This window comes from Burkholderia glumae LMG 2196 = ATCC 33617 (assembly GCF_000960995.1).
GTDB lineage: Bacteria > Pseudomonadota > Gammaproteobacteria > Burkholderiales > Burkholderiaceae > Burkholderia > Burkholderia glumae.
In genome coordinates, this window is the sequence record NZ_CP009433.1 from 23,093 (window position 1) to 45,244 (window position 22,152).

Below are 22,152 nucleotides of genomic sequence, written 5' to 3' on the forward strand. Positions count from 1 at the left end.
ACTGATCACGTTCGCCGAAACGGCTGATCACCATCACCGAAATCCGCAGCGTCACTACAATGGTATCCGCCGCATTCGAGTCTGGCCTATCTGACGCCCAACGAGTTTAAGCAGCGATACTGTTCAACTGAGGCAATCGAGGCCGTTCCCCAAGATTGAAGCGGTCTGAAGAAATCAGGCAGGTCAGATCGGCAAGGCCATCCGATGAGTGCCGACCGGGCTTGGCGCCTGTGGCGGCTCGCGGGCTTGCAAGTGCCTCGCAAACGCCCACGCCGGCGGGTATCGGTGCATCGCCCTGGGCCTCAGCCAGCCACGGCGGCTCGACACGTCTGGGCCTATGACTTCGTGTTCGATGCCTGCGCCAACGGTCAGCAGCTGAAGTGCCTGACGGTGATCGACGAATACACCCGCGAATGTCTGGCCATCGATGTGGGAGGGTCGATTCGCTCGGGGCGGGTGATCGAAGTGTTGTCACGACTGGTCAGCCTGCACGGTGCGCCACGTTACCTGCGTTCGGACAATGGGCCGGAGTTCGTGTCACGCGCCATTCTGAAATGGGCCGCCCGCAACGGCATGGAGATGGCGTTGAGCGATCCCGGCAAGCCTTGGCAAAACGGCACCGATGAAAGCTTCAACGGCAAGTTCAGGGACGAATGCCTGAGCCTGGAATGGTTTCGAACACGGCTCGAGGCCAAGGTCGTCATTGAGCAATGGCGGCGTCACTACAATGGCATCCGGCCGCATTCGAGTTTGGCCTATCTGACGCCCAACGAGTTTAAGCAGCGATACTGTTCAACTGAGGCAATCGAGGCCGTTCCCCAAGATTGAAGCGGTCCGAAGAAATCAGGCAGGTCACCGGCATACTCCCGGAGCAGGTTGCCCAGCACCTTGGGCACCGAATCCGGCAACGTAGTCTCGCGTCGGCTGCCACTGCCGCCCGGCGTGCGCGCGGTGTCGGGCCTGCCGGGATCGACGATGTGGCTCGCCAGTTCGAACGCGAAGCGTTCACACCGGCCAAGGCCAAATTTCGGATGCCTGTCCGAACGAGCGAGACCACCTCAGCAACGAGTACTTCCTATACAGAATTCGAGACACCCACGTAATCGCCCTTTCGAAAGCACGATGCGCTCTTGATACAATGGCGCGATCGTAAGCGCGAATTTAAGCGCACCTAGAATTCCCGGATGAATGCGCGCAGGCTTGCGTCCGCAACCACAACTTGCGGACGCAACCTATGACAGAGAACGAAGTTGATTTCTTTCCGCTGCGGGTGACGGGCGTGACCGCCACCGGCAAGCGACGCTTTGATCCAGAGGGTAAGCGCAAGCTGATCGAGGCCTGTATGCAGCCAGGTGCGTCGATTGCCGGACTTGCGCTGAAGGCCGGCGTCAACGCGAACCAACTGCATAAATGGATTCACTTGCGCGAGCGTACGAGCGGGACTGCGCTGACGACAACTCGTAAGCCGGCGCCATCGGCATTCGTACCGGTCGTGACCGTCAACGACGTGATGTCCGTGGCGCAGCGCGCACCCGCGCCTGAATCGCCGAAGAAGAACCACTCGATAAGCTCCGCCGTGCAGGCTCGACTTTCGGCGCAGTTGCCCAATGGCGTGACGCTGCGACTCGAATGCGCAGCGCACGATGCCGCCCTCGTGCGAGCGATGATCGAAGCATTGGGAGTGCGCTAATGTTTCGGCTCGACGCCGAATTGCGGGTCTACTTGCACCGCGATGCGATTGATTTCCGAGCCGGCATCAACAGCCTCGTGATGCTGGTCGAGCAGTCGTTACAGCTCGATCCGTTCGCGCGAGCGATATTCGCGTTCCGCAATCGCAAGCGCAATCGGGTCAAGCTGCTGCTGTATGAGCGCACCGGCTTCTGGCTCATGTTAAAGCGTCTTGAAGCGGACCACTTCGTCTGGCCCCACCGAGAGCAAGCGGTGATCGAGTTGACGACCGAGCAGCTTCACTGGCTGCTCGACGGCATCGATATCGACGCCATGCAGCGACACCCGGCGCGCCGGTATCGTCATGCGAGTTGAAGGCGGCGCCAACTGATGTTGTCGGTAAACAACGCGCGCGACGGTTGTTGCCCATTTCCGTAAACCCACTGGGCGCGCCGCTCCGGTATGGTGAGCGGCATGGACGAACATGACTTCTCGCAATTGCCGTCGGCCGCTCAGGCCTATATCCGAGAACTGGAGGCGCGCAACCGACAACTAGGCGAACGCATCGCCCAGTTGGAGGAGCAGTTCCGCTTGGCGCAGAGCAAACGCTTCGCACCGAGCAGCGAGAAGCTGAAGGACCGCGTATTCGACGAGGCCGAGCAGATGGCTGCGGCAGCGCCATCGGAGGACCCCGACGACGACGCGTTCGCGTTGCCGGACACAGGGCTGCCCGCACCCGATGAGCCAGAGCGGGGCAAGCGAGGCCGCAAACCGTTGCCGGCCGAGCTGCCGCGCCAGCGCATTGAATACGATCTACCCGACGATGAGAAGGTCTGCCCCTGCTGCCGCAGCGCGATGCATCGCATGGGCGAAGAAGTCAGCGAGCAACTGCACTTCGAAGTGAAAGCCTCTGTGCTGCAGCACGTTCGCTTCAAGTACGCATGTCGCCACTGCGAGCGCAATGCCGAGAGCACGCCGATCGTGACCGCCCCGATGCCGGCGCAGCCGCTGCCGGGCAGCAATGCGAGCGCAGCGCTCATCGCCACCGTGACGGCGGGCAAATATGTCGATGGCACGCCGCTATACCGCATGGAGGATGCGCTCTCGCGCGCGAACATCGCGGTGGGCCGCGGCACGCTGGCCAACTGGATCATCCGGCCCGCTCAACTGCACTACAGCCGACTGTACGAGGCCTTGCGCCAAACGCTGCTATCGCAACAGTTGATTCACGGCGACGAGACGACGGTGCAGGTTCTCAAAGAACCGGGCAAGACCGCGCAAAGCACCTCGTATATGTGGGTCTATCGCAGTGCCGAGCAATGCGAGCAGCCGGTGGTGCTGTTCGACTACCAGCCAGGGCGCGGCCAAGAGTATCCGCAAGCGTTCCTGGCCGGATACACGGGCATGCTGATGAGTGACGGCTACGCTGCGTGGCGCACGCTCGACGCAGCGACGCACTTGGGCTGCCTTGCCCACGCCCGTAGGGCGTTCGTCGATGCGCTCAAAGGTCAGAAGAAGCCCGGTGGGCGTGCGGCACAGGCTCTTGAGTACTTCAAGGCGTTGTATCAGGTCGAGACGCTCGCCAAGGGCGGTCTGCCCGAAGGAGAAACCCGCGACGATTACACGTACCGATTACGCCAGGAACATAGCGTGCCGTTGCTCACTGCATTCAAGACCTGGCTGGACGAGCAGGCGCCACACGTGTTGCCCGAAAGTCTGCTGGGCAAGGCGATCAGCTATACGCGCAATCAATGGGAGTATCTGAGCCGCTACGTCATCGACGGCCGCGCCCCAATCGACAATAACGTTATCGAACGCGACATCAGGCCCTTCTGCACAGGCCGCAAATCTTGGCTGTTCAGCGACACGGTCGCTGGCGCGAAGGCGAGCGCAATGGTCTACAGTCTCATGCTCACGTGCCGCGCATGCAACGTCGAGCCGTATGCCTACCTGCTTCATGTGCTCACCGAACTGCCTCAGCGAGCCCCGGATGCCGACATCACGGACTTGCTGCCGTTCAACTTCGCGAAACGGCAAACGGCTACACCGCCGCCGCCTTGATCGATCGAGCGCATAGCTTCGGCCCGACCGTCAACGTGTGGCGAATTGAGCGCTTACGAAGAATCCACACCGCTACGATTTTCTGCTTTTCAAAGAGCGACTTTCTCAGATGAAAACTTCCGACAAAGATATATTTTTATCCAATGAAATGATCGGATTGGGCGAGGAATTATCGAATAGGCAGGAAAATTACTTTTCTTCAATTCATTTTCTTGCAGAAAGAGACATATCTTTTTTCAAGAATAATTATGAACTCGCGAAAGAGCTCTACCTCAACGTAACGATGAGATGCTTCGTAATGAATCATTGTCCGTTATACAAAAAATACTTGGAAAATTATCTCGCTAAAAATCGTGACGCAATTACCAACAAGCGTCCTGGCGTCCGCTGACGTCGAAGCTCACTACTTTATCCAATGAGGTCACTGATTTCGCAAACGAAGCCGGGACAGGTCCTTGAGGAGCCATTCCGACACTGGCGCGATGCGGCATCTGGATATGCGGCCATCAAAAGGTGCCCAACCCCGCGGTGTACGCGGCACCACGCGATCACCGCTCCGCGAGCCCGGACCAGCCCGTTGAGCGTGCCCGGGCCTCGCGTCGACTTCTCAAGCGGCCTCACGACGCGCGCGCGTCGTCGTCCGCGGCCGGTCCAGTGCGCATGAGCTCGAGCACGTAGTCGGTCATCGAGACGGCGATCGCCGAGGCCTGCTCGAAGCTGACGATGCCCCGCGCCTTATCGCCGAGGAGTTGCAGCGGTGCCGTTGCCGAGCGAATCCGCGACCGTGAGCTCACCGGGCCCATCATTCGTCTGGACCGCCTCCTGACTCGCCCATGAAAGCGGCTAGTTGGTGTTCCGACGGCTCGTAGAACGTTTCGAGCCTATCACGACCACGTATCTCACTACCGTCAGAGTAGAACAGCCGCGTAAAGGTAAGCCGTCCCCCAAAGCCGTCGCCCGGTGAATCACCGTACGCGTTCTTCTCGCCGGCCACGGTCCAGATAGCAACTAGACCGTCGCGCTCAAGCAATCCGAGGAAGGCGTCACGGTCGACCAGTGCGGCGCTTTCGCCCTCCATCGCCACGGACGGGTCCATGAAGCGGGCGACACCCCGAGCATCCTGGTACACGACCGAGCGACCATCTGTGAGATGTAAGCCCAGTCCATCCATTAACCACCGTGCCGGCAGACGCAGGTTGATGTTATCTCTGACTGAGCCGTCGTAACCGCCCGCCTCGGCGTTGTACTCCGTCGTGGTTGGCCTGACGGGAATTCTGTTCCCACGTCGCGTGGTTGGACGGACACGGCGCCAGTCGAAGATCCAGTCGTCTTGTCCATCCTCATGGAACCGCCACGGATACTCACCAAGATGAACACGGTACCCTCCCCCCGCAGCCATAGGAATGTCGTGCGAGTCCGTCATATGACTACCCGACATCGACTCCAACACCGTGTCGCGGTCGGTCGCTCGCACGACCACGCATGCTAAACGGCGCCACGCCTCGCAATGCATGCCTTGCGCCGGCGTTCGCCAAGCCTTGAATCCAGCGAGTACCAGCCAGTGACGAGCGTCGCCTTCCGACCTGACAGCGACGTTATCGAGTCCATCGAGGATGTCTGCGGATGAACGCAGCCATGTTATCGCCTCGCTGGGCGTACGGGCAGCAAGTTCGGGTGTGGCGCCGATCCAAAACGGCCTCACGAAAATCTCCTCCTCGTCATCTGCTGCGACATGATCGACCAGCAGCGAAGGGTCGATGTTGCGTAACCGAAGCGGATCGGTGTCGCGATCCGGGAGGTGTTCGAGATTGTCGCTCATCCGCGCGACCAGTTCATAAAGCGCCAGCCACTGATACTTCTTGCCAATTCGTTCAAGCGAGTGCTCGTGCCGATCGCCACGGACCTCTCGATCAAACGCTCCATGCAGGTGCTCCGACCAGCCGAGATCATGCGCCCGCTTCACGACCCAGCGCCGCGCCCAGGCGAGATTGAACCCGACCGGACCCGAGTGGTTTGCATAGCTCTGGTACATGCCTTCGGCGCGCCAGTGCTCGGCCCGCTCACGCCATTCTTCGAAGATATCCGGGCCGACGGCCGCCCGGAAGGCCGCCTTCGCCGCCCTGATCCGGTCGCGGGCCTCACCCACTATGACGGCGTCGCGGGGATTTTCGCGGGCGAGGGTATCAACGAGTTGGGCATGCGCCGAAATCATGGCTGGAGTCGCTGTGGCCGTGAACTCATCAAACCACGCGTTTCGCAGATCCAGCGCGTTCGGCAGCGGGGAGGTTCCGGCCAGAGCCGGACTCCAGTCCTCCACCGCGTAGTCGAGAACGTAGCGGCCAAAATCACCGTCCTGGCAAGAGCTGACAATTTCGTCAGGAAATCTTCCATTACCACCGAACTGGCGCATGTAGCCCGCGATCGTTTCGTCAGGTACATGCTCGATGGGCCACGGGCTGAGGAAGGGTCCTCTAAGATTCTGGGGATCAATTTCGCTGCTAGCCACTCCGCGGTGGATGGCGTACGCAATCAGTCCCAGGGCATGATCGCGCAGCAGCGAATTCACCGGGGGTGTATGTTTCGCAAAAAGATCACGATAGATGGTCACAGCGACGGCTGATAGGTCGTGACGCTCCCACATGCCCTGCATGGCTGCACCATAGAGAGCGGCGACCAGGCGCTCCGTCAAATATCCGTCGTCAACATTCTTGAAACCGCTCCACAGATTGATTGCGAGCTCGGGGCGACTGGCAAGCAGTGCGACAAGCGCCTTTGTCGCTCTGTCCCGGAGGGAGCGGGAGGTGGTCGTAAGGAACCAGGTCAGTTGTATGGTGGCCAGTTCTGCGCGGGCGAGCGTGACGCGGGTCTGATCGGCGCTCCACGCCCAGTCGACCAAAGTCTTCGCACGGTCCGAATGAGCGAGATGGGCAGACCAGTGGGCGTCCCTATGCGGCATTGCAAGGCTCCGGAGCTCGCGATCGAGCACGCGCGCATTGAACGGATGCTCCGGCTCGGTCGACAATGCGATGAGCGTGTCGAAACGGAGACGTTCGTCGCCCAACGCGTCCACGAGCTGCCAGGTCCTGTCGCCGAAGGCCGTCGGCCGGCGAGCGAGGAGACTCTGAACGAACGCCTCGTCCACCCACGAGGCTAATGGCATGTCAGCCGAATCCGGAAGATCCAGATCCGGAAGCTCCAGATTCAGCTTTTCGGGCAATTGTATCGCGAGCGCCTCCAAGAGCCCCGGAATGATCTTGGAGTGCCGGTCAGCCAGCGCTTGGTGGAGCAGCGTCCCTGGAGCGTACACAGCCCCCGTTCCCTCGGACATCATGCTGCCATTCAGAAGAGTGGCGACGATCGCATGGTCCCCCATCCGCTCGAACGTGAAACGGACTAGTTTCCCGGATTCGGCGCTGGAAAGCGCGGCCTGCTCCACTGCCAGCAGCCCTTCGTTTTCCAGCTGGAACAGCATGTCCCGCTCGATATCGTTGCCATCGTAGATCGAGCGCACGAGTTCGTCAGCGCGCTCGAAGTCGACCTCTCCACGTCCTGTACTGGACATCTCCGTCGTCAATGCCTCGATCGCTTTCAAAACCAGATTGCGGCGTGACGACACCTTCGTTGTTGCTTCAACACGGCGTGTGACGGTAGAGGTAAAGAGCCGGAACGCTTCAGAAATCCCGTTCAGGCTGTCCGTCATTAATACCTCGCCTTCGGCCCTCAGGGCATCGCAGGCCAAACGAAGGAAAAGCGGATTGTGCAGCTCGTCAAGTTGCCGGGGAGCCTCGGGTAAGCTAATGCCCCGCCGACGCAGATAACGCATTACGTCCTCGTAATCGAAGCCCTCGTGTTCGATTCGCGGTAACCTCGATGGATCGAGCGTGTCTGGGATCACGACATCTAGATACGTCGTTCGGCATGACAGCACCACAGTTATCCAGGGAAACTGCCTGACATCGCTCAAGAGGCCAGCGAGGCGTTCTGGCCATATCAACTGGCCATTCTTCTCATTGAGTGCGTCGATCACGACGAGCGAGCGTACGTCCGCTGCCTCGCCGGCGGCATTGAGCGCTCCAAGGAACTGCTTCACTTGGAGATGGCGCGGCAGATCGAGATCCCGCAGGATCTCGCCCCACGGCTCGGCGTCCGGAAGCTTGCCGCCGAGCACCATCACGGCAGGTCGGCCGTTCTCAATCTGGTGTGAACAGGCATCAGCGAGCAAATGGGACTTGCCGCTTCCAGCATCACCGACCACCAGAAGCGCCCGAGTTTCAAGACGTTCCCAGTGTTCCGCGCGAACAACGCGAGCCGCATTGCGCAACGCATTTAACAGATTGGAAACGGCGGTCACTTCGGGGTTCCACTCTCGACCATGCTGATGGCCCCGAAGTTCGTCATGCCATGTGACGGCCAGGTCGGCGGCCGCATCGATCCTGCGGCGCAGCTCCGTCAACGGCAATGAATGCGCAGGTTCGCCAGCCAGCGTATCCAGTTCGGTCGCGACGGCCAGTGCGGCCGAGCGTGCAGCGTTGTCCGATTCGGGCGTCCGCTCAAGACTACTCCTTATGCGTCCGGCAGGAAGTTTCAACGCTTCTAGTATCGACGGGTCGCACACTGTCGCGAGGATCGACTGCCGCACCGGGATGTTGATGTGGGTCTGCGGGCTGTAGCGGTCCCCCAGGCTGTCCGCCGTCCGGCCGAAGGCTTTTCGGAACCAGTCCAAGCTCAGCAGTTCTTGGTCGAACCAGAAGGCTACCCGACCCGCAGACCTCGGGTTGCTATCCGTAAGTCTCTGCTTTATCTCGTTCGCGTCCCAGCGATCGATCGTGATCGTCCGGCCGGCAGCCGCTGCCTCGCCGACGCGGCGCTCCCGCCACTTGGACCATTTCGTGAATGCCGTCGTCACATCATCACGGCGCGAATCCGCCAGATCGAACGGGAAGCACGCGATGAAGCGGTTCATGGCAGGATGCTTATCAAGCGCTTTCGTCAGTGATTTGTCGAGCGAGCCGAGCAGTCTGTCAATATCCCAGTAGAACTTCGCCTGCCATCCGGTTTCCGAGCCGTCAGCGTGCGTGGCAAAGCACTCGATGCCTCCGTCTCCTCCCCGCCCCTTCTTGTCGAAGCGAGTGCGATCCGTCAGCGGTTCGTCCCCCGCCAGCTGGCAGCATAGCTCCTCGAATGCGTCGGCCTGGCTGGTGCGATGAACGCGGATTTCCTTGAAGTCAATATCGGGAAGCGACATGAGATAAAAAAGGCCGAAGGCAGTGAAGGTGGAAGCCAAGCCATCTCTCAGCTGCGAGTTGGCTAACCGCAGCGCGGGGCTCTCTTAGGACGAGGATGAAACAAAATCACTTCGCGGGACGGGTGCCATGCATTCAGCTCCGCGGCGATGCTGATCGTTCGTGCTGCTACGACGTCACGAGGTTCGTCGGTACCCTCATTCCACCAAGACGCTCCTTCGCCGTCGCCGGCCTGCGAGTCGGTCGCTTGACGACAGATCGCTTTGGCCTCATCGAGTGAAATCGCCATCGCTGCCCTCTTTCGGAAACGTGTCTTGGTTCGCAACGAACGACAACTGGACGAACGCTCGTTCAGTCGGCCGGCGTATGGCCAGCCTTCTTGTAAAACGAGTCCACAATCGCAAGCAGCTCGCGCAGGCGTGCAGCGACGCGCGGCGTCACGAACAGATCCACGTCGGGCGTTCGGGCGTAGTACGCCTTTGTCGGTCCGACACCATCGGGGCCACCGCCGATGTCGAGCAGCCGCAGATCGACGGCCGGATCCGTTTTGTCCGCGTAGAGTTCGGCGGCGCTGTAGATGTTGTAGATGGCGCCATCCTCAGCCCAGCCTCGGGTGTCGACGCACCAGACGTGCGCCAGCAACTCTTCAAGGTGGGCGGCCTCGTCTTTGCCACGCGGCACTTCAAAAAACACGGTTCGTTCGTCGAACGAGCCCGGCGATCGGCGCAGGACACCCGGCAACACGACGAACGCACGGCACAGCGTACCCGTCGTGAGGCCCGTGGTCAGGATTGGTCGTTCGACTGCTTTCAGGTTCATCGTTGCGCCTCGAAATAATGGATGAGCGTGTGGATCGGTTGATCGTTACGCAGCGAGATCTCGTGATCCGCGCTGCTGGCAATTCCATCTATACCCAGCAGTCGGCCACGTCGGGCGTTACATTTTCGGCTTGCTCGATCGTACAGCTGCTGAAATAAATTTCGGAAAGACCTCCCGCAGCTTGAGCAACTTCGCCACAAGCCAGTGAGTGATGCTGAGCAGTTCCCCTGTTTCGGCGTCGATCGAGCCATCCCGGTACACCGCAATTCGGCAGGCGCGTCGCGTGTCGAGCCGCTCCCAATGGAGCCGCTCACCAAACTGACGCTCGATCTCCTCCTTCTGCTGAAGGAGAACATCGAAGATCGCCTCGTTTTGTGCCTTGTCCTGCGTGTCGATGTAGATCTCTGCCTTCACACGGCTGTCGTTCGTGAAGTTGACGGAGTATTTGTAGACCCGGCTGTTTTCCGACGAGAAGGAATACCAGTTCTGAGGCTGACCCAGCCTCGCATTCGTGAACGCGTGCTTTTCCCGTAGTTCGTCAAGCAAGCCCTGGAAGAAAGTTTGGTACCGCCTCTTTAGATCGCTGACTTCGCCTGAATCGACCGCCTCAGCAATCGGTGATTCGGTTGGTGCGCACACGATTAAGAAGTTCAACGCCGGTCGGGAGTCGTCGATCTTGATCAGCGACGCTTCAATCGCAAACAGCTGCAAAGACTCCTTGAGGTTCACGTTCAGGAAGTCGATAGCGGCCTTATGCTCGGCCCGGACGCGTTCAGCCAACCACACGACCGCATTCGCGTTCAGCGCCGACGCATAGGTAATGATCTGGCCGAGATGACGATGATCGGTCGCGCCAAACTGGTTTTCGATCACGATCCTACGGTTCGTCGAAATGTCGAGCGCGACGATATCTGCGCTGAAATCGCCGGCGCTCACTTCACGCGAATGCAGGACGAGATCCATACCCAACGGCGAATCGAGCACCTTGAGATTATCGGCGAGCCAAGGCGTGAAATCGGTTGCTTCCCCGCTCCACACATTGCGCAACGGCACATTGATTATCTTTCCAAATTCCATGCGTGGTCACTCGAGATCAGAGGAGAGAATTCGCGGATTGTACTGCGCGGGGAAAGGCGCCCAGGCGGACGATAACTCTGTTGTCGCGGCTTACCTGCGACAGCGCTCGCCGGAAACGATGAGGGGCCACACACCTGGTTCGCGACACGCGGTGATATTACTCGGGTGTCGGCGCGATCGCGACCAACAGACCGTCGATGTGCCGATCGAAGGCATCATTGTTCTCGAAAGAAACCTGCAGCACGGTTTGACCGCCGCTGGTCGGCGTGCGTGCCACGCCGGCCGGCACGTCGCGCCCGGCTCGCTCGACGCGCGCGAGGACGCGCTCGGCCGTGGCCTCCGGGGCGTGCTCTGGCGGCGGCGCCTCAACGAGACTCGCCTCCATCAGCGGAGGGCGGCGTCCGAGCGATCGCGCAGGCGACTATTGCGCGCGTCTTTCCGATCGAGCGCCGGCGACGAAGCCGGCGGATACTCCCGCTTGTGATTCCAGCCGAAGCCCTTCACGTTGCGCAGATACAGGAAGCACAGTCCGAAGCCCCAGTTCCGGTGGCTGTCCGTCAAACGCAGCAGCCAGTTCGCCATCTCGTCGTTCTCGGCGCTGCGCCGACCGACGTGCCGATAGCAGGCCTGGCTGATCCCAAACGCCTCACATGCCAGCCGGATCGATATGTCTCGGCTAGACACCGCATGCATGGCCATCTCACGCCGGCATGATGGCCTCAATCTTTTTTTGCGAGCGCCTCCGCCACGATCTCAGCCTTGATCTTCTCCTCGACGTACATCTTGCGCAGCCGAGCGTTCTCGGCCTCCAGCTCCTTCATCCGCGCGATCAGCGAAACGTCCATGCCGCCGTACTTCGAGCGCCATTTGTAGAACGTTGCCGTGCTGATGCCCAACTCTCGACACAGGTCCGGTACCGCCAGTCCTGCCTCCACCCGCTTCAGCGCGTCCATGATCTGGCTGTCCGTGAATCTCGACTTCTTCATTCCGTAGAACTCCCTCAATGAGAAAATTCTACTTCTGATCACTCCGGTTTTTCGGGGGGATTACCCATCTAACCCCGAATATCAGAAAAATTCTAAGCGGGGGGCGATAGCAATTGCAGATTGCAACTTAGGCAGCGTTGGGAAATAGCGGCATCCATTGGATTTGATGCCCAGTGACAGTTACTTCCCCCGCACACCAAAAAACCGGGAGCGACACTTTCGGCAACGAATGTGCAAACGTCATCGCGAAACCCATATTGCTCGCACCGAGAGCTACTTGGTTAAGTTTGTCCTCGGTTATAACTTTTTCCTTGCGGGTCCAATAGCTCGACCACAGTGCCCGTCCAATTACCTCGCACACTGCCATTGCTTCGTTCGCACGGACACCCCAAACCTCAGTCTGGAAAACTCTCGGCTGAATGTCAGCGCGGCGCAAACCACCTCCTGTAAGGAGAGTTTTCTCGGCCAACCGCCGACGCCCCTCCTCACTGAGGACATCGATTTCCTCTTCGAGACATTTCAGGACCACGTTTGTGAGACCGAGCGCATCGAGTTCGCTGCGTAATACGGCAACACCGACATTGGTCGCGATCGCGAAGCGCAACTCGATCTGCATTCTCTTTAACGAGTCCGGATTCTTCAGGCTTGGAAATTTCTCGCTACCGGCATCAGCGCAGCCGAGAAAACTCTTGAAGATCCCAACCCATTCGGTTCCCGAAAACAAACCATCTTCATATACCACTATCTTGCCGCCAACGGGAGCCTCCCGCCTAACGACCTCGTTGAAATTCTCGACCGTGCCAGCATTTTTAAGCACCGCCTTTTTAATGAGGCCACTCAGCGCATCAGCACTCTTCCCGTTTTCGTAGCGCATAACGCAAATTATGCTATCCGAATGATCACCCTGAAACAACCTCACCAGCCGTTCACGGGCAATTAATTCAAAGGATCGCACGAGTCCCTCACCGACCCATCGCGCATTACGTTTCGCCACTCGGTCGAATTGCCTAAGCCAGATGTCTAGCCGCTTCCCAGCCCAACCCTCGTGCTTAACTTCATCAGCTTCTGGGAAGTCCCAGTCTTCGAGCAGCAGTTCCATTCGATGGAACCAGTCGGCACCAATCCGCCTCAATATCGGGCGCAGTTCGTTCTTCAAGAACACACTACGCTTTCCCGGTCGCGCCACAATCATTGGCTGAGGCAAGCCCGCCCGCTCGAACGAAATTTCTGGGCGCAAAAGGTACACATGACTTTCTTTTGCAGGGCGCAGCACATCCTTGAGTCGCGCACGAACCGCAAGGGGGTTGCGGCAGTCATCAAGCGTGACGATATGCAGATCACCTCGCACCCGCCAGTCACTTCCAACGATCGCGTCAAGACGCTGTTCGACCGCTGCGGTGTCCGCCGGCGAACCGACAAAAATGAACCGCATTGTTACCGGCTCACGAGAAGTGCGTCCCAAACATGGCCCAAAGGCAGATTGAGCTGCCGAATTTGCTCTGCAGACATCTCATCAATCGCCTTCTTTGCAATCTCGCGCAGCAACTTCTCGTCGGTGGGATACCGACTATCAACGCTCAGAACTGACTGCAGGTGAGTCCTAGTGTTTCTGTCAGAAAGGTGACCCCGGCCATTCGAAGCATTGAGGGTCGCCTCATGGTCGTCAATTTGCTGCGGCGTCAATCCTAGTCCGCCGAGACGCCTCCTGAACTCACTAAACACGTACTCAATCCGTTTGCGCTCAAGCTCCTTGCCAACGCGACTGTACCCGGATTTCCGAAGTAAGTTCAAGACTTCCGACCACGGTGTCTTGTCACTCGAAGATAGAATCTCGCTAAAGCGATCGCGCAGGTCGATTGGGATCTGCTCTGCCAAGGAGACAAGCAACGTCCTGTATTCTTCTTCTGCTATGCGCACCAACTCTCGCCCATCGTCAGGTGCTGCGCTTCCGTTTCGCACAACCCACAGACCATCGGGCCGGACAAAGATTCGCCCCTCTCGCTGTGGGTTGTTGAACAGAGACCAAAGCGTCCGGTCATCGCCAGTAAGGCGAGCCAAGCCTGGTTCGTCAGCGCGATGCATCCGGTAGATGTCATCGCCGCCTTGCTTCCCGACGTGGATCAAAACATCACTCAACTCGGACTCCACGAACTCTCGCAGAGAACCGTAGTCGTCTTTCAGACTCCAATCGGGCGCAGTTCGGCGAATGAAATAGCCGAGTTGACTTCCGAGGATCTCGGTTCGGCCACCGACGTGGCTCAGAATAGCGTCTTTAAGGTTGTCCGGAAGCATAGTGGCCGCGCATATGAAAAAGCCCCTTCTACGAAGGGGCTTTTGAGCTATCCAAGATGCCTAAGGATTGGTAGCCAGTATTCGAGAATCACGCACGGCAAGAACCTAGGAATTGCCTGTACGCCAGCGGACGTCTGGTGAGGGCCAATCCGCTCCTGCTTGAGGTGAGACATAACAGCCATCTACACCCGCCCTACAATTCGGTGCTCTGAAAGCCTGTCAGCAGTGGCACTCGAATCAAGCACAGGTTGATTCTAGCGCAAGTTTCCCTAGCGTGGAAGCCACGTGTCAAAAACGTACGCCGGTTGTCGCGTTGCCAGCGCTCGCTGGGGCCCTCCGCTGCCCCCCGTGCCCGCGCTGCTCCCGAGGAGGATCTATAGTACCGCCGAGGCACCAACATGATCCCCGTTTTCACCAACTTTCCTCTGTTCAGGCGCCCGCCGCATAAGCCCGGTACTTACACCGAGCACCCGAGGGTGGAACCTTTAATTTGATTCGACCCTTAATTGAGGATCCGCTCCCCTTTAAGAGTGCTTCTGGCTAACAAGGTTTTCCGATCGGAATCGGAAGATTTTTGTCAATTTCCATCCCCTACGCCGACTCACTATCATCTCCCACCAGCATTGACGTGACGCTTTTCAAATAGAATCCCGCCCTTCCCGAGTCATTGCGCCGGGTAAACTCCACGGGCTGGAGCACGCCAGCCGTGGTGGCCTGGATCTTCTCATTCTCGGCGACAATAATTTGCCCCGGTCCACTCCAGGTCGACAGCCACGCGTAAAATTTGTCCGTCAGTGTTTGGGTAGCCAGCGACCGATCCTCTCCGGAGTCCGGATCGGCGTACGCTTTCAGCGGCGAATCGATCACGACCAGGCCTAAATGAGGATTTCCTTGCTCCAGCGCATACGCCATCAGACCGATGGTCAACGCAGTAAGAGGCCATGTATGAACGCGTCCCTTTGCGCAAGTTTTCAGGTGTTCCGACTTCGACAGAATGGGTTGCAGCTATGTATTCGGCCTTGTTGCAGCCGACGTTCCGCTGCGGGCCCCTATGAAATCCGCTGACTCGCACCTCATTAGTTCAACGAGCTCGAAGCTCATGCCTCTTACCAGGTTTTGCGAGTCCCGGTCCGACCTGTCTTGTCATCTCACACGATTGCCAACGCAACCTTTCGACGTTCACCCTGTGTTAAACGTTAATCTTACAAGCCGTGCGACCACGGTTATGCCGGCTTCACGCTCACGTGATCTTTCCTGTACGGCCTGTCATGGGCGAGCACCGTCCAGATCGTCCGCGCCATCTTGTTTGCCAACGCAACCACTACCACGTTCGATGGTCGCCGCTTCTTCATGCCCTCAACCCACGGACCAGGCTCCTTCGCATTCGTCAGTACAGATCGAGCGCCGTGGATCAGCAAAGTGCGCAGGTAGGTGTCGCCGCGCTTGCTGATCCCGTGGAGGCTCACCTTGCCGCCGGTGCCAGTCTGCTTCGGCACTAATCCGGCCCATGCCGCGAACTCGCGCCCAGACTTGAATGCTTTCGGATCACCCATCATCGCGACTGCTGCCGTCGCCGTCAGCAGGCCAACGCCCGGAATCTCGATAACCGCCTGTACCGCCTTGTCGTCCTTCTTCCATTCGCGCAACCGCCGCTCGATCGTCGCGATTTCCTCATCCAGCTTATTGACCCGCGCCCACTGCTCGCGCAGTGTATCGATCAGCAGTTTCGGCAGCCGCGCTTCGGCACGCGCGAGGGCGTCCTGGACTGCTTTGATCATCGCGGTGCGGCCTTTACCCATCACCTCGCCGAACTCGGCCAACATCCCGCGCAAGCCGTTGATCTGCATCGTACGGAACTTCACCAGTTGTTCCCGCTGACGATGCATCATCAGCACCGCCTGCTGCATTTCGCTTTTTACCGCCACCGCCTTCCGTGGCTGCTGGACTGCCAGCCAGATCGCTTGCGCGTCCATCGCATCGTTTTTGTTGCCAACGTTGAATGCCTTCACAAACTTCGCTGGCATCAACTTAACCTGATGTCCCATCTGCATCAGCTGTCTTGCCCAGTGATAGGCGCTACCGCACGCTTCCATCCCGATCATGCACGGCGCACGATTTGCGAAATATTCGAGAAACTGCGAGCGCTTGATCTGCTTGTTCACGATTTCGCCGGTTTCCGGGGCGACGTAGTGCACTTGAAAGACACTTTTTGCAATGTCGATTCCAACAGGCGTAGCATTCATTTCGGATCCTCCGGTTGCCGGGAAATGCGTGCATTTTCCACCTGGGCACATCGATGCCGTTGGCCCGCGGGATCCACCTTCCTTTGCGCTACATTCAGGGGTGGGACGCGTTCATATCATTAGTTCAAAAACCCTGCTCAGCTCGTCTGAAGATGTTCCAACAGATGAGCGAGCAGCCAAGTTTGAGGAATGCTTCGTGAATGTAGGCACGTCGCTCGAAGCGAGTGCGTAGGCGACGGAAATTGTGGAGCCAGGAATGCGTACGTTCGACCACCCAACGATACTTGCCCAGACCACTGCCATGCTCGGTCCGGCGCTTGGCGATCACCGGCTTGATACCGCGTTCGCGCAACGCGCGACGATGTCGGGTGGAATCGTAGCCGCGATCGGCGTAGACGACGCCGGGCTTCTGAAGCGGTCGGCCACGAACGCCGCGAATGGGTGGAATCGCATCAACGAGCGGCAGCAACTGCGTGACGTCGTTGGTGTTCGCGCCAGTCAGGATCGCAACGAGAGGAACGCCGTTGGCGTCTACGAGGACGTGGTGCTTGGAACCGGGTCGCGCGCGATCGGTGGGGTTCGGGCCAGTTTTTCGCCCGCCCCAACGGCGCGCACGGACGACGAATCGACCGCAGCGTATGACAGATCGATTTGGCCGGCCGCACGCAACTTGTCGAGTAGCAACTCGTGCAGTTGGTCCCATACACCAGCCTTTTGCCAGTCGCTCAATCGCCGCCAGCATGTGGCGCCCGAGCCAAAGCCCAGACGAGTCGGCAAGTGGTTCCAACGAATTCCCGTTTTGAACACGAACAGGATGCCGTTGAGAGCCGCACGGTCGGACACGCGCGGGCGACCAGGATCGCTCTTCGCTCGAAGCTTCGCAGGTGGCAGCAATGGTTCGATCAGTATCCACAGTTCGTCGTCAATGATTGGCGCTTCCATCCTTGGACTTCCGTTGTTCTGATGCCCAAGGTTAACAGCTTGCCGAGGAAGTAAACAGCCCCTCTCGGGAGTTTTTGAACTGGCCTCTAAGGAAAATGCCTCGCTTGCCAGCACCATAGCTCAGTCGAGGGCGATCATTGATGACGAGGTCGCACTCCCCTGTATCCAGCGTCACTTGGTGAACGTCATCGAACCCCCAGTCGACGAGCATCGACTTTACAACGCCGGCTACGGCCTTTGCCGGCTCGCCGGCCTCTCGAGTGATCGGGGCCGCCCGGGAAACGCGCAGTTTCTTCAATCGCTCGATTTCGGCTTCAAGTCGCTCCTTTTCATCGAAGGCACCCAACTGCGCGGCCAGCTCACTGCGGCGCACGGCGAGCTCCTTCGGATCGGCCTGGAATTCCACGCGCGTGCCGCTAATCCGTCTTGCCTCTTCCTTCTCAAGCTCGCGAAGCCGCCCCCTGATCAGGTTTGCCTGCTCGGTTGCATCCGCGAAACGTCGTTGCTCGATCGCGATCGAATGCAACAAACCCGCGCGAAGTCCGGCGATTTTCTGAGACTCTGCTGCGACCGCCTTCCGGTAGCTGCCCGGTGCCCGCTTCCCAAGATCGGTGGGTGCGACATGAAGCTCGATCGGCGTGGAGCAAAGCGGACAAGGCACAGCGTCAAGCGCAGCAAAGTGGGCAACGCCCTCGTCGAGCGCGCCGAGGCGTTCGAGGTCGCTCACATACTTCTGATCAAGCAGCTCGAACCGGTCAAGCATCGCCTGGGAATGGTTTGCTCGCGTGGCATGCTTGCGTAATGCATCAGTTGATTCGACGATCTGGCCGCGAACGCCACGCAACTGCGCGGCGCGCGCGTCGTATTGTCGGCTGAGCTCCGACAGCGCCTCGTCCACCCGTTCGATCGCGCCCTCGACATTGACACGCGTGGCGTCGAGGTCGATGCCTGTCATGACCCGACTGAGCGCATCTTGGGCGGAGGTAAGCTGCCCGAAAAGACGGTCCTTTTCTGCCTGGGACTTGGCGAGCGCAACAGCCGAATCGTCATCTCCAGTCAGAAAAAGGTGGAACGCGGCCATGCGCTGCGGGCGCTCGCTGTGGCTGGCTCCGCTTGTCGGGTCTTCACTGATCACCGTCGGCTGGGAGAGCATGAACCAGTGCCGAATGTCCGAACCCGTGACAGGTCCCCGTTTGCTTTTCGATCTCAAGATCTGCTTTCCCGCTGCCCCCGACAATTCAACAACGAGTTGCGACAGGTCAACCTCGACAGGCGTCATGCCTTCAGGAGCATCCATCAGTGCCTGCTTGTCTCCTGCTGATTGAGCGTCTGCGGAAGCACCGCTCGCCCCTTCCATCGCACGCGCGCTACGGAAGATATGGGCCCCTCCGCCGCGCAGCGCGCGCCGCACGATGTAGGTGTCGGTGCCGTAAGAGAACTCAAGTTCCAGCAACTCGTAGCCATCGTCTTCGGGCACCTTCTTCGGTGTCTTTTCACCTCCGAGCAGGTACCACAGGCAGTCACGGATGTATGACTTACCGGTATCACTCGGACCGCGAATAAGGCAGTGCAGAGGCGCAAACTCAATCCCGGCGGCAGGCCGGTCAGGTCCTGATGCCGCCAGCCATATCAATCGAATCGCCACTGCCCGCTCCGTTCAAGTGTGAATCCTTCAAGCTCCGCGCCCCAGCGATGGCCCTGCTCGGTGAATTCCCGGGTCAGCGCATCCGTACCGGTTTGGCCAAAGCGCCTGGCCGCCCATTCGCAACGTTGGTGAAGGCGCATGAAATACGGTGCCGTGACGGAGCCTACGAGTGACAGGGCCGTTGGGCCGGCGATATATGTGATCCCTTCTTCGTCCATCCGCGCAGTGACGAGCCCGCGAGTGCTCATCAGATGCAACCCCTGTTCGATGAGCGTGCGTCGGCTCAACAATTCGCTGCCGCGGTAGGGAACCGGAGTATGCAGGCTTTCCGGTCCGCCCAGGTCCCCCGAATACACCACGGCATAGTCGAGCAGGATGAGTTTCTGCAGATCCACGCCCGCCGGGCGTAAGGCGCTGAGCAGATAGACCATGCGAAAGCCAAGCTCAAACGGCGAGTTGAATACACGCGTCACGTCTGCACGCGTCATTTGATCCACCTCAGTTTCTTTTCGTTCACCAGATGATGGCAGGTGCCGGGAAGATCTCCGCCGCGCAACCGTCCGTGCAATGCACTATCCGTCAGCGTGAGGGACGAGGCACGATTCACCGCCGCGTCCAGCCGGTCCAGACCGACGCTATGCCGCGGACTAGATACGGCGGTGCGAACGCCCTTCAGCACCATGTCAAGCAACTTCGCGAACTCGTCGTGTTCAAACAGGTCTCGACTGAACCGCTTCAGGCCTTCTGCACAATAAAACTCCACTCGGCAGTCGGTGAAATGATCGGCATACGCTGTCCGCATAACCTCTTCTACCGTGCGAGCAGCACTACCCTGTTCCGAGTACACCGCAACAAGCTCCTCGACATAGATCAGTTCGTCCTCGGTCGGCAACACCGGCATCGTAGGGTCGTCCCCGCGTTCGGCCTCGATATGAAAGATCCTGCAGTGGGTGACATGATCGATCGCGTGCCACGCCAGCAGGTCCCGCAGCAGACATTCCTCGATCCGCGCGAAATCGAATGCGTCGATAACCGCCCGAACCCCAGGGGTCAGACCGCTCACCAAATTTTTCATGCCTGTCTTGCCAGCCGCCCAGTCGGTCAGAAACCGCTGCTTGAGCTTCGCCGGGCTGGCTATCAGATCGTGCAGGTCGGGACCGGCATTCTGAGGAGAACACACAAAGTACCGGCGCGGCGGCGGGTAGGTACCTGCCGCGAGATGACGAAAGAATTTGGCAAGTTCCGGGAAGAACTCGCCAGGGGTAAGCGGCGCCTTGTAGTGCTTAGCCTGAAAAAGGTCCCACTGATCTGCGGTCAGTGCACCCGTAAGTCGCGCCTCGACGTCCCGGCCTGCGTCGCCTGGTCCGCCGAAGCGCTTGACCTGATGATACTTGTGGCCATTGACCTCCCACTGCAACGCACTGCGCTCGATGAATTCCTCCCACTCGTCCGGTTTGAAATGACGAACCATCAGGGAAGGCGGCAATGCCCCGGCTTTGATGACGAGCTGGTTCGGGCGGAGCGTCGACATGTGGTCGCAGAAAAAACCTGAGTGCTGAATTATCGCTGTCACGAAGGGGTTGCGGCACACGCGATGCACATTTTCATGCCGACCCCGCACGCCTGCACCCCGGTTCAACTACCTAGGCGAGCAGGGCACGGCCGGATTTGTTGAGGTCCGCTAATTCTGGGAGTGGAACAAAGTTGGGGGAGGCATGCGTCGTGTCACGCGCCGGTCGAGAACTCCGGGGAGCGAAAGTGCGGGAAATGCAGCTTGAAGTGCCCCAGCAAGCAGCCGTCGAGCAAGCTGACGCGGGTCTGCAGCAAGAGATGCGCGCCCTTGACTGACCACCGCATCTGCTGGCGTTTCGACATGCGCCGGTTGACGACGTGATTCATGACAGATTCCGCCGGCGCGGTCGAGATGCGACGCCCCTGCTGCCTCGCTTTCGCGTAGTCAACCAGGATCGGCGCATTGTTCTCGAGAAACGCACGTAGCCGCAGGGTCGCCCCTACCGCAGTCATGGTGGTGCTCGCATAGAACGGCTTCATCAACGGTGCGGCCTCCGCGAGCGAAGCCTCGAGCGTACGCGTGAGTTCGATACCGAGCGCCGCTCGCCCGCGCCACAGCGCGTCACGAATCTTCGCCCAGAGTCTTCGGCATCTTTGTAGGATAGCGGGTGCGGGCTCGAACGTGCTCGCGAACAGCGACGTCTTTACCGCATGCAGCTTCATGGCCAAGTGAAACCAGTCGAGCATTGGTGTTGCAACGTGCGGTACCACATCGGTGACCAGGGAGCGCATGCCCTGTGCGCCGTCGTTCACGACATCCACTTCGGTTCCGGCATGCCAACCGCTGTTCTTCAGCGCTGCGGCGACAAGCATGGACGTGAGGCTACGGCGTAACGTGACGCAGGCGAAGCGTCGACCGCAGTGTCCGTCTCGAATGATGCGCCCGGCAACGACTTCGATCTTGGTGGTTTCCTCCAACGCATTGCCTGTTACGACCGTACTGTCTATCGCCAACCCCAGTCGGTCGGCGCTGCGAGAGGTATGGGTGGCCGCAAGCCACCCTGCTTCGACCTCCCGGTCTTCGATATCCTGACCCACACCAATCGTCTGCCGCCGAACGCACATGTGCGACAGCTTGGGTATGCCACACAACTCGCCAATGTGCTTTGCAGCTGAACGATAGGGCATCTGGGCGCCATCACGCGCGCACAGGTACGAGACCTCAGGCGTAATGCGCGCCGGCAAAAATTTTGCGATCGGGCAGACCGACTCGCGGAATGGTGCGATATCGCCGTTTTCGTCCAGAGGTTCTGGCAAGCACATGCAAGCGACTACGCGCGGAACTCGTATGTGGACCACGCCCAATGCTGTAACAAACACGCGGGAACGCCAGTCCTTGATTCGGCGAAAACGTCCGCAGTGAGGACACCTGCGTTTGGCTGCGTCATACGCGAGAACCTGCTGTTGAGTCACCGCCTGCTGCAGCACGCCGAGCAATGCGCGGGCCTCTGCAAGCGAGATACCAAAGTCGGAGACTGTCGCGCGGGACGCGTCAGGCCGCCTCAACTTGCCGAGGCCAACGACCTGGCATTCGCCGCCGCCATCAACTCTGCGTAGCTCAACCTCCCATTGAATAGGCGACATTCTTGCCCCCAATTTGTTGC

Annotated in this window: 17 protein-coding genes and 3 pseudogenes; 4 read left to right on the plus strand and 16 right to left on the minus strand. The window is 59.3% G+C overall.

Annotated elements, in window-relative coordinates; genetic code table 11:
* Positions 1-186 precede the first annotated feature (186 nt).
* Positions 187-828, plus strand: a pseudogene (locus KS03_RS00805) (IS3 family transposase); the annotation flags it as partial.
* A 26-nt stretch (positions 829-854) separates the two neighbouring features.
* Here the strand turns inward: KS03_RS00805 and KS03_RS33270 are convergent.
* A pseudogene (locus tag KS03_RS33270) lies at positions 855-1,022 on the minus strand (RHS repeat-associated core domain-containing protein); the annotation flags it as partial.
* A 212-nt stretch (positions 1,023-1,234) separates the two neighbouring features.
* On the opposite strand from KS03_RS33270, the gene tnpA reads away from it, so the two are divergent.
* From tnpA to tnpC, 3 genes are all read left to right on the plus strand, one after another.
* Complete coding sequence (tnpA, locus tag KS03_RS00810) at positions 1,235-1,690, plus strand: IS66-like element accessory protein TnpA (protein ID WP_012732735.1); 456 nt, start codon at positions 1,235-1,237, stop codon at positions 1,688-1,690.
* Positions 1,690-2,043, plus strand: coding sequence for an IS66 family insertion sequence element accessory protein TnpB (tnpB, locus tag KS03_RS00815; protein WP_012732734.1), 354 nt, complete (start codon positions 1,690-1,692; stop codon positions 2,041-2,043). The genes tnpA and tnpB overlap by 1 nt, the downstream gene beginning before the upstream one ends.
* Before the next feature lie 99 nt (positions 2,044-2,142).
* Positions 2,143-3,729 (plus strand): IS66 family transposase, encoded by a 1,587-nt coding sequence (tnpC, locus tag KS03_RS00820; RefSeq protein WP_012732733.1) that lies wholly within the window; start codon positions 2,143-2,145, stop codon positions 3,727-3,729.
* 617 nt (positions 3,730-4,346) lie between these two features.
* Here the strand turns inward: tnpC and KS03_RS31935 are convergent.
* From KS03_RS31935 to KS03_RS00895, 15 genes and pseudogenes are all read right to left on the minus strand, one after another.
* Positions 4,347-4,523 carry a hypothetical protein gene (locus KS03_RS31935; RefSeq protein ID WP_158335141.1) on the minus strand — a complete coding sequence of 59 codons (177 nt, stop codon included), beginning with the start codon at positions 4,521-4,523 and terminating at the stop codon, positions 4,347-4,349.
* A gap of 8 nt (positions 4,524-4,531) precedes the next feature.
* Positions 4,532-9,013, minus strand: coding sequence for an NACHT domain-containing protein (locus tag KS03_RS00830; protein ID WP_208455638.1), 4,482 nt, complete (start codon positions 9,011-9,013; stop codon positions 4,532-4,534).
* Positions 9,014-9,323: 310 nt separating this feature from the next.
* On the minus strand, positions 9,324-9,791 hold the full coding sequence (locus KS03_RS00835; RefSeq protein WP_017432396.1) for a hypothetical protein: 468 nt from the start codon (positions 9,789-9,791) through the stop codon (positions 9,324-9,326).
* 117 nt (positions 9,792-9,908) lie between these two features.
* Entirely contained in the window at positions 9,909-10,868 is a 960-nt protein-coding gene (locus KS03_RS00840) for a DUF4268 domain-containing protein (protein WP_012732731.1), read from the minus strand.
* A 157-nt stretch (positions 10,869-11,025) separates the two neighbouring features.
* Complete coding sequence (locus tag KS03_RS32140) at positions 11,026-11,253, minus strand: hypothetical protein (protein WP_017432398.1); 228 nt, start codon at positions 11,251-11,253, stop codon at positions 11,026-11,028.
* A gap of 83 nt (positions 11,254-11,336) precedes the next feature.
* A pseudogene (locus tag KS03_RS32535) lies at positions 11,337-11,854 on the minus strand (transposase); the annotation flags it as partial.
* 127 nt (positions 11,855-11,981) lie between these two features.
* Positions 11,982-13,286, minus strand: coding sequence for a phosphoribosyltransferase-like protein (locus KS03_RS30750; protein WP_127913915.1), 1,305 nt, complete (start codon positions 13,284-13,286; stop codon positions 11,982-11,984).
* A gap of 2 nt (positions 13,287-13,288) precedes the next feature.
* Entirely contained in the window at positions 13,289-14,146 is an 858-nt protein-coding gene (locus KS03_RS00865) for a hypothetical protein (protein WP_017432401.1), read from the minus strand.
* 591 nt (positions 14,147-14,737) lie between these two features.
* On the minus strand, positions 14,738-15,073 hold the full coding sequence (locus KS03_RS00870; protein ID WP_017432402.1) for a hypothetical protein: 336 nt from the start codon (positions 15,071-15,073) through the stop codon (positions 14,738-14,740).
* Between the two features lie 296 nt (positions 15,074-15,369).
* Complete coding sequence (locus tag KS03_RS00875) at positions 15,370-16,389, minus strand: IS110 family RNA-guided transposase (protein ID WP_012732730.1); 1,020 nt, start codon at positions 16,387-16,389, stop codon at positions 15,370-15,372.
* 124 nt (positions 16,390-16,513) lie between these two features.
* Positions 16,514-17,331, minus strand: a protein-coding gene (locus KS03_RS29235; protein WP_085962346.1) for an IS5-like element ISBugl2 family transposase whose coding sequence is annotated in 2 segments (ribosomal slippage) — positions 16,514-16,983 and positions 16,983-17,331 — 819 coding nt in all. Because the reading frame shifts where the segments join, the coding sequence is not laid out codon by codon here.
* A gap of 31 nt (positions 17,332-17,362) precedes the next feature.
* A complete protein-coding gene (locus KS03_RS00880; protein ID WP_174484815.1) occupies positions 17,363-18,976 on the minus strand; it encodes a hypothetical protein in 1,614 nt (537 codons plus the stop codon).
* On the minus strand, positions 18,961-19,464 hold the full coding sequence (locus KS03_RS00885) for an ABC-three component system middle component 2 (RefSeq protein ID WP_012732728.1): 504 nt from the start codon (positions 19,462-19,464) through the stop codon (positions 18,961-18,963). The genes KS03_RS00880 and KS03_RS00885 overlap by 16 nt, the downstream gene beginning before the upstream one ends.
* Positions 19,461-20,507: an ABC-three component system protein gene (locus tag KS03_RS00890; protein WP_017432285.1), complete on the minus strand. Its 1,047-nt coding sequence runs from the start codon at positions 20,505-20,507 to the stop codon at positions 19,461-19,463. The genes KS03_RS00885 and KS03_RS00890 overlap by 4 nt, the downstream gene beginning before the upstream one ends.
* 194 nt (positions 20,508-20,701) lie before the next feature.
* Positions 20,702-22,132 carry an ISKra4-like element ISBugl3 family transposase gene (locus KS03_RS00895; RefSeq protein ID WP_012732726.1) on the minus strand — a complete coding sequence of 477 codons (1,431 nt, stop codon included), beginning with the start codon at positions 22,130-22,132 and terminating at the stop codon, positions 20,702-20,704.
* Positions 22,133-22,152 lie beyond the last annotated feature (20 nt).